Genomic DNA, 13,485 nt, shown 5'->3' on the forward strand with positions numbered 1-13,485 from the left:
ACAAGGAAGAGTACCGATTACGAGATCTTCAGAGAGCCATGGGGCGGTGTGACATGGCGGTTGGATTTTCGGGAAAATCCCCTTTGAGCAGTTTGACTGAAGAACAGCGAGGTTTGCGTAGGTCAAAACGGCAGACATCCGTTATCCTGTCGCTCATTAGCCCGTTGGCTGTTGAGACTGAGTGGCTGTTTTTACAGCAAGAAGAGTGGTACCGCAGAAGTTTATGGCTTTTGTCTCTTTGTGGAGACAGGAGCCTTTTTTATATCATAGGAAAGTCATCCGAACTTCCCCTATGATATAAAAAGCCCTCCAGGCAGGATCGCACTGCGGCGGAAAGGTAAAATGTCGCCAGAGCGACCCGCCGCAGGCGGAGAATCCTGCTTTGCAGGATTCTTATTCATGCATGAATATGCAAAAGAAAGTTTTGAGGTCATTTCTGCCGTTCCCTGACGGCAGTTGACATACATAAATAATTACTATTTTTTAAGGAGGAAGAATCGTTATGAAAAAAAATGTAAGATTCGTTGCTTTGGCTCTGTCAGCAGTCATGATGATGAGCCTTGTGGGCTGCGGCGGAAAAGAAGCCAAAGACAGCCAGACACAAGAGACACCTGCAGCTGCTGATGAGAACAGCGAAGCAGAGGGCAGTGACGAGGGGGCTGCAGAAGCCACAGATGCAACCGTACTTCAGCTTGGAACTACCGTAAATGAGCAGGACAGCTTCCAGGTAGCGGCAGAAAAGTTTGCCGAGCTGGTAGCAGAGAGAACGAACGGTGCATACAAGATTGAGATTTATCCCAACGGTACTCTGGGCGGCGAGAGAGATATGCTGGAGAGTATGCAGATGGATACTCTGGATATGGCAATTGTCACCAGCGGTCCTTTCATTAATTTCTCGGATGCAATGGGCGTTCTGGATATGCCTTATCTGTTTGGAAGCAATGAGGAAGCTTATGCGGTACTGGATGGAGAGATTGGCCGTGAGCTTCTTGATACACTGGAGAATTCCGGACTTAAGGGCCTTGCTTATGCAGAGCGTGGATTCCGTAACCTGACCAACAATGTAAAGCCGATTCAGTCTGCGGCAGATCTGAACGGACTGAAGCTTCGTGTTATGGAAAATGATGTGTATACTGCAAGCTTTAAGGCAATGGGTGTCAATGCGGATCCTATGGCATGGGCGGATGCACTGACCGCACTTCAGCAGGGTACCGTAGACGGACAGGAGAACCCCATCAATGTTATTTATTCCTATAAGCTGTGGGAGTCTCAGAAGTATGCAACCCTGGATCGTCATTCCTACTCTACCGCTATTATTACCATGAGTGCAAATATCTTTAATTCCCTGGATGCCGAGACCCAGCAGATTTTCCTGGATGCGGCACAGGAAGCGGCAGAGTTTGAGCGTGCATGGGTGGCTGAGCAGGAAGCGGATCAGCTTCAGGCTATGAAAGACAATGGTATGGAAGTTATTGAAGATCCGGATCTGGATTCCTTTAAGGAAGCCGTACAGCCTGTTTATGAGCAGTATTCCCAGTATGCAGATTATGTGTCAAGAATTCAGGAGGTTATCGCAGGGATGTAAGAAAAGCATCCGAAGCGGCGAACCGGATTTGACAGATCGCAAATCATAAGTAATAAATCATGAGATTGCCTGACCATGGATGAAATATGGTCCATGCTCAGGCAGTCAAAGTGAAAGCCGTATAGCTTACATGAAAGAACCTTATAAACCCGTTCTATGAGGTATTTCATGTGAGTTATATGAGTCCTTAAGGACGATTGGATGCAAAAGAACGAACTGTAAAAGGGGGAGTTTGATTTTGGTTATTGTTCGAGGTATTCATAAATTGAGTGATATTTTGGATAAGATCGCAGAGGTTATGATTGTGGTGATGCTGGGTGCCATGGTAATTATTACCGGTGCACAGATTGTCTGCCGTATCTTTTTTACTGCTCTGGCATGGAGCCAGGAGGCCACACGTTACCTTTTGATCTGGAGTACCCTGTTTGGAGCAGGCTGTGTGTATAAGAGCAGCGGTCATATTTCTATTTCCGTGCTCCAGGATGTTCTTCCGGGAAAGGCAAAAGATGTCCTGCAGATTGTGATACATGTGCTCTGTATGATCTTATTCGGCCTGATTGTGTTTTATGGGATTCAGTATTTTGGAAAGCAGGGGAACCAGCTTTCGGCGGCTATGCGTCTGCCTATGCGGTATGTTTATATCTGCATTCCCATCGGCTCCGGCCTGATGTTCTTTCATGCACTGGATGCGGCTCTTGGCTGTGTCATGCATTTATTGGGAAAGGAGGAAGCGTAAAATGGCGGCTTTACTTTTTATTGCATTTATTGTTCTGCTTATTTTAGGAGTTCCGGTGGCCTTTTCCATTGCACTTTCTTCTGTGGCAGTAATGACTAAGGGAGATGTGCCTCTCTTAATGATTGTGCAGCGTATGTTTACGGCTACGGATTCCTTTTCCCTGATTGCGGTTCCCTTTTTTATTTTTGCGGGGGATTTGATGGCAAAGGGAAAGGTTTCCAAGGTCCTGGTTGAATTTGCAGAGGCGTTGCTTGGCATGATTAAGGGCGGATTGTCCATTGTGTCTGTGCTTGCCGGAATGTTTTTTGCGGCCATCTCCGGCTCCGGTGCGGCGACAACGGCAGCTGTAGGTGCAACTTTGATTCCGGAGTTGAAAGTAAGGGGATACAATGAGTCAAAGGCGGCGGCATTGATTGCTGCGGCAGGAACTATCGGCGTTGTAATTCCACCCTCAGTTCCCATGGTGCTCTATGCGGTCATTGCGGAGGAGAGCGTGAATACCCTCTTTAAAAACGGCTTTGTTCCCGGTGTTTTGATGGGGATCATTTTGATTGCCATTTCTCTTTTTGAAGCTGCAAAGTTTAATTATCCCAAGGGAACGCCATTTTCCCTTAAGAATGTGGTGAAAACATTTCTCAAGGCTATCTGGGGTATTTTGATGCCGCTGATTATCCTGGGCGGTATCTTTTCCGGATACTTTACCCCCTCGGAGGCTGCGGATGTGGCGGTTATCTATGCAATCCTGGTATCCATTTTTGTTTATCGGGATATGGGGCCAAAGGAATTGTTTAACATCATGAAAGGCAGTGCCAAGACCTCTGCCGTTATTATGATTATTATTGCATGCAGCGGCCCCTTTGGATGGGTACTGGCGAACTGGAAGATCCCGGAGGCCATTGCAAATTCGGTTCTGAGCGTGTCCAGCAATCCGTATATTATTATGTTCCTGATTGCCATTATCATTCTGATTGCCGGCGTGTTTATGGAGACATCCTCGGCCATCATTATCTTGACTCCGGTATTTTTGCCCTTGGTTAAGGCTATGAATATCAGTCTGGTGCATTTTGGTATTGTGTTTGTTGTGGGAATTGCCATTGGCATGATCACGCCGCCGGTGGCCATCAACCTGTTTGTGGCTTCGGGCATTACGGGGCTGCCGATTGAAAAGATTGCCAAGTCAATTATTCCTTATCTGATTGGATTGATTTTGGTATTTTTCCTGATATTGTACGTTCCTATGCTGGTACCGGGGTTGATGTAAGTCTTTATACTTTATACTGGCATGATAATTTTAGCCTTGCCAAATCCAGCAAAAGGGTTTATAATGCTTTTTGTCAACAACATATATGGAAATGGGGAGCTGGCTGGAAGCCGGCTGAGAGGGAACTGGATTGTTCCGACCCACAACCTGATTTGGATAATGCCAACGTAGGGATACATAGTTAATGATGTAAGGAGGTGCCTGCGGCACCTCTTTTTATATCACCAGGAAAGGATGCCGTAACAAGGCTCCTTAAAAACAGGCAGTTTCCGAACTGCCTGTTTTTTTCCGGAATTTTGGCAGAACTCCAGTGCCACTTATGTGGTTAAGCGGTATACCTTTATGCACAAAAAGCATGTGCAGATCAGAGAAACACCCTGCGGGTATACCTTTATGCACAAAAAGCATGTGCAGATCAGAGAAACACCCTACGGGTATACCTTTATGCACAAAAAGCGTGTGCAGATCAGAGAAAGGAGTGATTGTATCATGAATCAAAACAATGCAACAAAGAAATTGGCAATGGCAGGCGTTCTGACAGCCCTGGCAGTTGCCGGGAGCCTGGTGAGCTTTCCGGTGGCAGGAAGCAAATGTGCCCCAATCCAGCATATGGTAAATGTACTGGCAGCCATTCTCCTTGGCCCTTGGTGGAGTGTGGGGATTGCCTTTTGTGCAAGCCTGCTTCGGAATCTGATGGGGATCGGAAGCCTGATGGCATTTCCGGGAAGTATGGTGGGAGCTTTCTGCTGCGGCATGGTCTATGGAAGGTTTAAGAATGTTCCTTTCACCTGTCTGGCTGAAGCAGCCGGAACGGGAATTTTGGGAGCCCTGGCAGCCTATCCGGTAGCAAAGCTTCTTATGGGGGCAGAACCGGCGGGATTGTTTGTCTATGTAGTTCCGTTCCTGGTTTCCACGGCAGCCGGAAGCATTCTGGCTTACCTGCTGGTGACTGTATTGGAAAAGGGAAAAGTCCTGGAACAGGTACAGGGGGTACGATAGCAGGATGGATGGGTATAAAGAGAATGGTCCGAAGATCCACTGTCTGACCAATCCGGTTGTGATGCAGGATACGGCCAATCTGCTGTTAGCAGCGGGGGGAAGTGCCATTATGGCTCAGGATCCGGAGGAAGCAGAGGAAATTACATCCTTTTGCCAGGCTACACTTCTCAATATTGGAGTCCCGGATGAGACGAAGTTTAAAGCCTGTATCTTAGCGGGAAAACGTGCAAACGCACTGGGACACCCTGTGGTGCTGGATCCCGTAGGTGCTGGATCCAGCAGATTTCGTCAGAAAGGGCTGGAACGGCTTCTTGCTCAAGTAAAGATCTCGCTCATTCGATGCAATCAGGAAGAGGCCTGTACTTTGCTTCGCATAAAAAACAAGAACTGTAATTCTTTTGGAGAAATGGAAATGTCTGGTGAAGAATCTCCAGAAAGGCTCACAAAAAGAACTGCGGGCGGAGTGGAAAGCCAGATTGCTCTTGAAGATTCAGAGCTTCGGATGCTGGCCGGACAATTGAGTGAAGCTTATTCCTGTGCTGTTCTTATAAGTGGAAAGAAAGATGCGGTTTCGGACGGAAAAGACACTCGCTTGATTGCCGGAGGATCGGAACGGATGAGTCGTCTTACAGGAGGGGGCTGTATGCTGTCAGCCCTGTGTGCTCTGTTTTGCGGTTATGGATATGAGCCCTATGCGGCGGCATGGAGGGCCGGAGAACTGTGGAAAGAGAGTGCCAGGAGGGCAGAAATGCACAGTTTGGGGACAGTTGGAATCGGAAGCTTCCACGCTTATTTGTTTGATGCGGTAGAAGAACTTTGCCATGACAGCAGCTTTACCCTTTAGTGCTGTCATGTGCTGGAAAGGGTATTGCGGAACTTTAAACAGCAATACCCTGACAGCGCCAGAACAATTTAAGGACACATGTTTTTGTGGCCGGAAATTGTTCTAGATAAGAGGTGCTGGAAAGGGTATTGCGGAACTTTAAACAGCAATACCCTGACAGTGCCAGAACAATTTAAGGACACATGTTTTTGTGGCCGGAAATTGTTCTAGATAAGAGGTGCTGGAAAGGGTATTGTGGAACTTTAAACAGCAATACCCTGACAGTGCCAGAACAATTTAAGGACACATGTTTTTGTGGCCGGAAATTGTTCTAGATAAGAGGTGCTGGAAAGGGTATTGCGGAACTTTAAATAGGAGGAAACAATTTGAGATTTGAAGCAGAAACCTTACGCCTGTATGCGGTAACAGATCGCCGCTGGTTAAAACAGGGAGAGACCCTTAAGGATACCCTGGAAGAGTTGCTGAAAGCAGGCGTTACCTGTGTACAGCTTCGGGAAAAAGAGACAGATGAGAGCTTCGTTGTGCAGGAAGCAGGAGAACTAAAAAAGCTGTGTGATCAATATGGCGTACCGCTTATCATCAATGACCGGCCGGATATTGCGAAAGCGGCAGGTGCTTCGGGTGTTCACCTGGGAACAAGCGATATGGATATCCGGCAGACACGGAAGCTGCTGGGCGGGGGATTTATCATTGGAGCCAGTGCTCACAATGTAAAAGAAGCCCTGGAAGCGGAGAATGCCGGAGCCGATTATATTGGCTGCGGAGCCGTATTTGGAAGCAGCACGAAAGAAAATGCAGCATTTCTTTCAAGGGAAGAGCTTGGAAAAATCTGTAGGGCCGTTACAATCCCGGTTGTTGCCATTGGCGGAATTACCAGGGAGAATGCCACCCAGCTTGCAGGAACAGGGATTGCAGGAGTGGCAGTTGTAAGTGCCCTGTTTGCGGCGGAAAACAAAACGGCTGCTGTCAGAGAATTTTTAAATCAAACACTTTAAGTCATAAAACAAAAATAAAGCGGTAGATTGGGGGTACCACTTTTTGTCGCAATAGAAAATCATGTTGTTAGCAAGGAGGATAAAGATGAATACAGCATTGACAATCGCCGGAAGTGATTCCGGAGGAGGTGCTGGTATCCAGGCGGATATTAAGACCATGACAGCCTATGGCGTATATGCCATGAGTGCCATAGGAGCCTTGACTGCCCAGAATACGACCGGCGTATACGGGATGATGGAGACACCTCCGGAGTTTCTTGGCAGCCAGCTGGATGCGATTTTTACCGATATTTATCCGGATGCGGTTAAGATAGGCATGCTGCCCTCGAAAGAAGGAATCCGGGTGGTTGGGGAAAAATTAAGGCAGTATCAGGGGAAGCATATTGTTCTGGATCCGGTCATGGCAGCGACCAGCGGCTTTCGGCTGATGGATGATTCGGCGGTTGCGGCCCTTAAGGAAGAACTATTTCCATTGGCGGAGCTGATTACTCCCAATATTCCGGAGACAGAGGTTTTAACCGGATTAACCGTAAGAACCCACAGGGATATGGAGCAGGCGGCCAGAAAGCTTTATGAGGACTGGCACATAAGCGTCCTCTGCAAAGGAGGGCATCTGTCAGATACGGCGGATGATCTGCTTTATGAAAAAGGACAGGCTTATTGGATTCGGGGCGGGCGGATTGATAATCCCAATACCCACGGAACCGGCTGCACCCTTTCCAGTGCAATTGCAAGCGGACTGGCACTGGGGATGGAGCTTCGGGAGGCGGTGGAGACGGCAAAGGCATATTTGACCGGAGCATTGAAGCACAGTCCGAATCTCGGGATGGGGAACGGCCCTCTAAACCATATGTTTGGAATCACAACATACCACAATTAAAAAGGATAAATGGAGGAAAAAGATGAATTCGTATACGACACAAATGGACGCAGCAAGAAAAGGGATTGTAACTCCGCAGATAGAGAGGGTGGCCCAAAAAGAACAAATGCCTGTAGAACAGCTTATAAAGCTTGTGGCGGAGGGAAAGGCTGCCATTCCGGCAAATAAGCATCATAAGTGTCTGGAACCTGAGGGAATCGGCAGTATGCTCCGCACCAAGATAAATGTAAACCTGGGCGTATCCAGAGATTGTAAGGATTACAAGATTGAGATGGAAAAGGTAATGAGTGCGGTTAAGCTGGGAGCGGAAGCCATCATGGATCTGTCCAGCCACGGCAATACTCAGCCTTTCCGCCAAAAGCTCACCCATGAATGCACCGCCATGATTGGTACGGTTCCGGTCTATGACAGCGTTATCCACTATCAAAGAGATCTGGCAACCTTAACAGCAAAGGACTTTGTAGACGTAGTCCGGCTCCATGCGGAGGATGGGGTGGATTTCGTAACGCTGCACTGCGGCATTACCAGAAAGACCATAGAGCAGATTCGCAGGCACAAGAGGAAGATGAACATTGTAAGCCGGGGAGGAAGCCTGGTATTTGCCTGGATGAGCATGACCGGGGAAGAAAACCCCTTTTACGAGTACTATGATGAAATCCTGGAGATATGCGAAGCCCATAACATAACCATTTCTCTTGGAGACGCCTGCCGTCCCGGGTGCCTGGCGGATGCCACGGATGTATGTCAGATAGAGGAACTGGTGCGTTTAGGAGAGCTGACCAAACGTGCCTGGGATCACAATGTACAGGTTATGGTAGAGGGACCGGGACATGTACCTCTTGATCAGGTAGCAGCCAACATGGAAGTGCAGAAAAGCATCTGCATGGGTGCTCCCTTTTATGTATTGGGACCTTTGGTGACGGATATTGCACCGGGCTACGATCACATTACGGCCGCCATAGGCGGGGCAGTGGCAGCCATGAACGGTGCGGCGTTTCTTTGCTATGTGACGCCGGCGGAGCATCTGGCACTTCCCAATGTGGAGGATGTAAAGCAGGGGATTATCGCTTCCAAAATTGCGGCTCATGCGGCGGATATCGCAAAGGGGATTCCCGGGGCAAGGGACAGGGACGATAAAATGGCCGAAGCCCGCCGCACACTGGACTGGGATGCTCAGTTTGCCTGTGCCCTGGATCCAGATACGGCCAAAGCAATCCGGGCTGCACGTCTGCCGGAGGATGATCACAGCGATACCTGCAGCATGTGCGGAAAGTTTTGTGCAGTGAGAAGTATGAATAAGGCTCTTGCGGGGGAATATATTGATATATTGTAACATGGGACAAATTTGAAAAAGGGGATGTCGCACTAAGGAAGTGTATACAGGATATAGTAGTATTCGCTTTGTAATAAATACTATATTTTGTATACCAAATCCTTGTTGCGGCAGCCCCTAAGATTTTTTTCAGACTTGCTGCTTGTATGTGCTGCTGTGATGGGGCGGCAGTTATTTAATTTTCATATAGCTACAATTCTACAAACTGGAGTCTAATACACAGTCTATGAAAGCTGACTCAAAAATTCTTCAAAGGCATTTGTATCCATAACAAATTTGTGAAAAGAAATCGAAAATTCCTTCAACATTTTTTTAGAGGAAGAAGTCATGGAAAATGTATCCGCTTCACAATCAAATCTGAAATTTTTATTAGAATGTATTCCCTGCTTTTTAATAAATTCGGATGCAGCTTTTTCCCAATCATATCCATTTCCTAACATATTATTCTTTGCAAAACAATCGCTATTTAACAAACCGACATCCAGGCTTAATGTATATCTTCCCGGTTCTGATATCCAGCTAAACGGAACAATCATTTCCTTTAGCTTTTTATCCACATCTCTTGGTTTTGGAAATTCTGCTTTCCGCTCATCAACTATCTGCTCATAATTCAAATCTACTACTCGTTCTTCAAGCACTGAACGAATCTTAACTTCAAGATCTGTACGAGAATGCATAATCCAGTAAGGTATTCCGGCTTCTTTCAATTCGATACATTGTTTTTTTGTAATATTGATTGTTTCTTTTCCTTTCCATATATGTCCTACAGGAGACAGAAACGAAATATTTTCATAATCTGAATCTCTCCACATATCATAATATGGATTGCTGAATATAGCTCGCCAACGCCCATTTTTAGAAAATGGATGTCCTACATGTTCAGGTGCAAACATTCTTCCCGATTGTATTATAGTATCAGGATTTTCGGGTATTTGCCCGGTATAAGAAAACACCTCTATCAAATCTACATTTCCCACCTGTATTTCAATCAATCTTCCAAAAGCATAAATATCATTTAAGGGAAATTTATATTTGCTATAATCAAGGGTATAATCATCATCATTGGATGGTAAAAAAAGAGGAATCATAAAAATATCACCCGGATTAACCTCTATTGTCTTTTTTCCCACAATCGAACCTCCTATCTCAAATACCTATTTGTGGATGGCTTTATTATAGTACTTTATTCCCCAAAATGAAATAGATGAGCATTATTCTGCTTCTTAAAAATATCAATCACATGGCTTGTAATACCTAACTGTATTTTCAATCATAGTATATAGAGGGTGGCTTTTGCAGAGAAACCACACAAATCAATGTTTTTTGAACAATAAAAACTGTAAATTTATCAAAAAATTGGTAATCTTTTTGAAAAATTTAACGATATAATATATATAGAAAGCTTTATTACAAAAATATGATACAGAATTTTTTGATTCTTATATCATCAATGGAGGTATCAAATATGAACGGCATTTCCGGAATCAGCACTACATCCCCTTACTTATATGGACAAATTGCAAGCGGGAACAGATTAACATCTGCGGCAAACGGCGCCGCCGAGCTGGCGATCACCCAAAAAGAAAACGCCCAGATTACAGGTATTAACACAGGCACAAAAAATCTTGACGACGGAGTCAGCCTGGTAAAAACTTCGGATTCTGCACTGGGCAGCATAACAGATTCTCTGCAGAGAATGCGTGAACTGGCACTTCGGTCCACCAGCAGCATACTGAATCCCTCCAACCGTGCGGCGATTCAGCAGGAGGTTGAACAGCTCAAAAAGGAGATCGACCGTGTGGCCAGCCAGACCAACTTCAACGGCATCCAACTGTTGGACGGCAGTCAGACCAATGGAATCACTCTGGTAGGCGATGCCTATGGGAGCGAGATCGGCATCAACGGTTCCGTTAATTCCACAATAGATGCCCTTGGACTTTCGGACTTTGATGTTACAAAGAGCTTTGATATCGGAGCAATTGATAAGGCTCTGGAACAGGTTACGGGAGACCGCAGCACCATGGGTGCACAATATAATAAGCTGGAATATGCAATTGATTATAACGGATATGCTTCCGAGAATCTGACAGCATCCATGAGCCGTATGGGAGACACCGATATTGCAAAGACACTGATGGAGCTAAAGCACCAGCAGACCATCCAGAGCATTACCATGATGCTCCAGAAAAAGAGCATGGCTCAGAAGGGACAGCAGATCCTGGGAGCACTTCAAGTGTAGGAGTTGGAAAGAATTTTGAGTAAAGAATTTGGAAAATAATAATTGACAGATTAATGTAAAGAGTACATAATATCTGTCTTTAAGAGTTGAATCAAAAAAATGGTGCTAAGCCGCAGTCTAAAACCTGTGACTTAGCATTTCTTATCTGTATTTGAGTAAGCTTCTTTAAACTTTATTCCATAATATAGGTGTATCGTGTTAATATATACAAAAGAGATGAAAGGAGTAAGAATTTAATTTTGTAAATGAAATATTAAAGTGAATATGATACATCCTTTGAACAATAGAGAAAATGTTAATAGGTTTATTTTAAGCTATGGACTTTAACAGAAATAGCAGCAATTATGAATGACAGAGTAATTGCATCTGAAAATCAATGTAAACAAGAATCAAAAGGAGAGATTATGAATATCGTAGAAAATCAGAGCAGAAACAGCTACACAGCGGGCTTTATGAAAAATATGGAAAAGAAGCAGGGAAAAAGCTTTACGGAAACAGCAAAAGAAAGCTTTTCCAGCACTCTTGCCAGTGAAAAAAAGAGTGCCGAAAAAGAACAGGATAAGGGCATTGGAACGGCTTCCGGGCAGGAAGCGAAAAAAGCAATGGAAGCATATCAAAAAGAGATACAGCAAGCATTGTTGCGAGATCAGGTTCGGGCATTTAGCGGCAGCAATAAGGAAAAAGAAAAAGGGCATACATTTTTGCCATAGAAAATGGACGATGCTCTGTGCATGGAGCCAGCTTATGGGAGACAAAGCATTTTTATGAGGAGGAATATGCATATACCAAGAGGATTGCATCTATACTGGAACAGCTTAAGGGCGGCGGAATAAAAGCTGAATCAGGTGTGTAAAATACCTGACTTTGATAAAAAAACAGTTGACAAATCAAAACTCAAGGTAGATAATAGAACGATAAATAAGAAATTACTGACAAAGGAGTCAGGAACCCATTTGGGTTTCTGGCTCCTTTTACGATTTATCTGGGAGGGATAAGGAAAATGGCAGTAAAATACGTCTTTGTCACCGGCGGTGTGGTTTCCGGTCTGGGAAAGGGAATCACCGCAGCTTCTCTGGGCAGGCTCTTAAAGGCCAGAGGATATCAAGTGACCATGCAGAAATTCGATCCATACATCAATGTGGACCCGGGGACCATGAATCCCATTCAGCACGGGGAGGTCTTTGTAACTGATGACGGCACGGAGACCGACCTGGATCTGGGGCATTACGAACGCTTTATCGATGAATGCCTGGATCAGAATTCCAACGTGACCACGGGAAAGATATACTGGTCCGTGCTTCACAAGGAGCGAAGAGGTGACTACGGCGGGGGAACCGTACAGGTCATTCCCCATATTACCAACGAGATTAAGAGCCGTTTCTATCATGAAGAGAGCCAGGAACAAACCCGAATCGCCATAATCGAAGTGGGAGGAACCGTAGGAGACATTGAGAGCCAGCCTTTCTTAGAGGCCATCCGCCAGTTCCAGCATGAGATCGGCCATGAAAATGCCATTTTGATCCACGTAACCCTGATCCCCTATCTGAAAGCATCCGGGGAATTGAAAAGCAAGCCCACCCAGCAGAGCGTCAAGGAGCTTCAGTCCATGGGCCTGTGGCCGGACATTCTGGTATGCCGGAGCGAGCATATGATCCCCGAGGAGCTGAAAGCCAAGATAGCCTTGTTCTGCAACGTACCCAAGGATCATGTACTTCAAAACATAGATGTAGAATACCTTTACGAAGCCCCCCTTGCCATGGAAGAAGAACACCTTGCAAAAGTCGTATGCGAATCCTTAAAGCTTCCCTGCCCGGAACCGGATCTCACCGACTGGAAAGCCATGGTTCACAACCTTAGAAATCCCATACACGAAGTCGAGATTGCCATCGTAGGAAAATACATTCAGCTTCATGACGCCTACCTAAGCGTGGTAGAAGCACTAAAGCACGGAGGGATCTCCGAACGGGCGGACGTAAAGCTCCGGTGGATTGATTCCGAAGAGTTAAGGGGCGAAAACGCAGACGTGATGTTAAAAGGTGTACAGGGAATCCTTGTTCCCGGCGGCTTCGGAACCAGAGGAACGGAGGGAAAGATCACAGCCATCCGGTACGCAAGAGAAAAGAAAATTCCGTTCCTTGGCATTTGCCTTGGAATGCAGATGGCCATTGTGGAATACGCCCGGCACGTACTGAATTATCCCGATGCCAACAGCATCGAGCTAAATCCCAATACCCAGCATCCAATCATCACCCTGATGCCGGATCAGGACGGAGTAGTGGACATAGGCGGAACCCTGCGTCTGGGAGCCTACCCCTGCATTCTAAAAGAGGGAAGCCTTGCAGAAAACCTTTATAAAAAAAGAGAAATCAGCGAACGCCACCGCCACCGATACGAGGTAAACAATGCCTACCGGGAGAGACTTGAGGAACACGGCATGATCCTGTCAGGCTTATCCCCGGACGGAAGAATCGTAGAAATGATGGAACTAAAAGATCACCCCTACTTCATAGGCACCCAGGGCCATCCGGAGCTAAAATCAAGACCCAACCGGGCACACCCACTATTCAAGGGACTGATTCATGCAGCAGTTACATGCAGCCAGCAATAAAAGCA

Annotated in this window: 12 protein-coding genes, 1 riboswitch and 1 other annotated feature (1 of these 14 cut by a window edge); of the genes, 11 read left to right on the forward strand and 1 reads right to left on the reverse strand. The window is 46.0% G+C overall.

Features of this window, described 5'->3' with window-relative positions:
* Positions 1 to 241, forward strand: a binding site (T-box leader); it begins 12 nt to the left of the window's first position.
* 261 nt (positions 242 to 502) lie between these two features.
* The 8 genes from VSQ61_RS11800 (at position 503) to thiC (ending at position 8,633) form a co-directional block, all read left to right on the forward strand.
* Complete coding sequence (locus VSQ61_RS11800; RefSeq protein ID WP_334344623.1) at positions 503 to 1,585, forward strand: TRAP transporter substrate-binding protein; 1,083 nt, start codon at positions 503 to 505, stop codon at positions 1,583 to 1,585.
* 238 nt (positions 1,586 to 1,823) lie between these two features.
* Positions 1,824 to 2,321, forward strand: coding sequence for a TRAP transporter small permease (locus VSQ61_RS11805; RefSeq protein WP_334344624.1), 498 nt, complete (start codon positions 1,824 to 1,826; stop codon positions 2,319 to 2,321).
* Position 2,322: 1 nt separating this feature from the next.
* The gene (locus VSQ61_RS11810) at positions 2,323 to 3,582 is read left to right on the forward strand and encodes a TRAP transporter large permease (RefSeq protein ID WP_334344625.1); all 1,260 of its coding nucleotides are present in this window, start codon (positions 2,323 to 2,325) and stop codon (positions 3,580 to 3,582) included.
* 82 nt (positions 3,583 to 3,664) lie between these two features.
* Positions 3,665 to 3,773: riboswitch (TPP riboswitch) on the forward strand.
* Positions 3,774 to 4,071: 298 nt separating this feature from the next.
* Positions 4,072 to 4,581 carry an energy coupling factor transporter S component ThiW gene (gene thiW / locus VSQ61_RS11815; RefSeq protein ID WP_334344626.1) on the forward strand — a complete coding sequence of 170 codons (510 nt, stop codon included), beginning with the start codon at positions 4,072 to 4,074 and terminating at the stop codon, positions 4,579 to 4,581.
* 4 nt (positions 4,582 to 4,585) lie between these two features.
* Complete coding sequence (gene thiM / locus VSQ61_RS11820; RefSeq protein WP_334344627.1) at positions 4,586 to 5,425, forward strand: hydroxyethylthiazole kinase; 840 nt, start codon at positions 4,586 to 4,588, stop codon at positions 5,423 to 5,425.
* Between the two features lie 365 nt (positions 5,426 to 5,790).
* The gene (gene thiE / locus VSQ61_RS11825; RefSeq protein ID WP_334344628.1) at positions 5,791 to 6,420 is read left to right on the forward strand and encodes a thiamine phosphate synthase; all 630 of its coding nucleotides are present in this window, start codon (positions 5,791 to 5,793) and stop codon (positions 6,418 to 6,420) included.
* Positions 6,421 to 6,505: 85 nt separating this feature from the next.
* On the forward strand, positions 6,506 to 7,300 hold the full coding sequence (gene thiD / locus VSQ61_RS11830; protein WP_334344629.1) for a bifunctional hydroxymethylpyrimidine kinase/phosphomethylpyrimidine kinase: 795 nt from the start codon (positions 6,506 to 6,508) through the stop codon (positions 7,298 to 7,300).
* Between the two features lie 22 nt (positions 7,301 to 7,322).
* Positions 7,323 to 8,633 (forward strand): phosphomethylpyrimidine synthase ThiC, encoded by a 1,311-nt coding sequence (gene thiC / locus VSQ61_RS11835; RefSeq protein WP_334344630.1) that lies wholly within the window; start codon positions 7,323 to 7,325, stop codon positions 8,631 to 8,633.
* 224 nt (positions 8,634 to 8,857) lie between these two features.
* On the opposite strand, the gene VSQ61_RS11840 is transcribed toward thiC, so the two are convergent.
* Entirely contained in the window at positions 8,858 to 9,763 is a 906-nt protein-coding gene (locus VSQ61_RS11840) for an Imm51 family immunity protein (RefSeq protein WP_334344631.1), read from the reverse strand.
* A 335-nt stretch (positions 9,764 to 10,098) separates the two neighbouring features.
* Between VSQ61_RS11840 and VSQ61_RS11845 the strand changes: the two genes are divergently transcribed.
* From VSQ61_RS11845 to pyrG, 3 genes are all read left to right on the forward strand, one after another.
* Complete coding sequence (locus VSQ61_RS11845; RefSeq protein ID WP_334344632.1) at positions 10,099 to 10,872, forward strand: flagellin; 774 nt, start codon at positions 10,099 to 10,101, stop codon at positions 10,870 to 10,872.
* A gap of 404 nt (positions 10,873 to 11,276) precedes the next feature.
* Entirely contained in the window at positions 11,277 to 11,582 is a 306-nt protein-coding gene (locus VSQ61_RS11850; protein ID WP_334344633.1) for a hypothetical protein, read from the forward strand.
* Positions 11,583 to 11,872: 290 nt separating this feature from the next.
* The gene (pyrG, locus tag VSQ61_RS11855; RefSeq protein WP_334344634.1) at positions 11,873 to 13,480 is read left to right on the forward strand and encodes a CTP synthase; all 1,608 of its coding nucleotides are present in this window, start codon (positions 11,873 to 11,875) and stop codon (positions 13,478 to 13,480) included.
* The last annotated feature ends 5 nt before the right edge of the window (positions 13,481 to 13,485 follow it).

It is taken from the genome of Candidatus Merdisoma sp. JLR.KK006, assembly GCF_036941035.1.
Lineage (GTDB): Bacteria > Bacillota > Clostridia > Lachnospirales > Lachnospiraceae > Laedolimicola.

Bases quoted from the DNA above. Each gene is read 5' to 3' on its own strand.
- VSQ61_RS11810 (WP_334344625.1), top strand. From the start codon at position 2,323: ATGGCGGCTTTACTTTTTATTGCATTTATTGTTCTGCTTATTTTAGGA.
- thiD (WP_334344629.1), top strand. From the start codon at position 6,506: ATGAATACAGCATTGACAATCGCCGGAAGTGATTCCGGAGGAGGTGCT.
- VSQ61_RS11850 (WP_334344633.1), top strand. From the start codon at position 11,277: ATGAATATCGTAGAAAATCAGAGCAGAAACAGCTACACAGCGGGCTTT.
- thiM (WP_334344627.1), top strand. From the start codon at position 4,586: ATGGATGGGTATAAAGAGAATGGTCCGAAGATCCACTGTCTGACCAAT.
- VSQ61_RS11845 (WP_334344632.1), top strand. From the start codon at position 10,099: ATGAACGGCATTTCCGGAATCAGCACTACATCCCCTTACTTATATGGA.
- thiC (WP_334344630.1), top strand. From the start codon at position 7,323: ATGAATTCGTATACGACACAAATGGACGCAGCAAGAAAAGGGATTGTA.
- VSQ61_RS11800 (WP_334344623.1), top strand. From the start codon at position 503: ATGAAAAAAAATGTAAGATTCGTTGCTTTGGCTCTGTCAGCAGTCATG.
- pyrG (WP_334344634.1), top strand. From the start codon at position 11,873: ATGGCAGTAAAATACGTCTTTGTCACCGGCGGTGTGGTTTCCGGTCTG.
- thiW (WP_334344626.1), top strand. From the start codon at position 4,072: ATGAATCAAAACAATGCAACAAAGAAATTGGCAATGGCAGGCGTTCTG.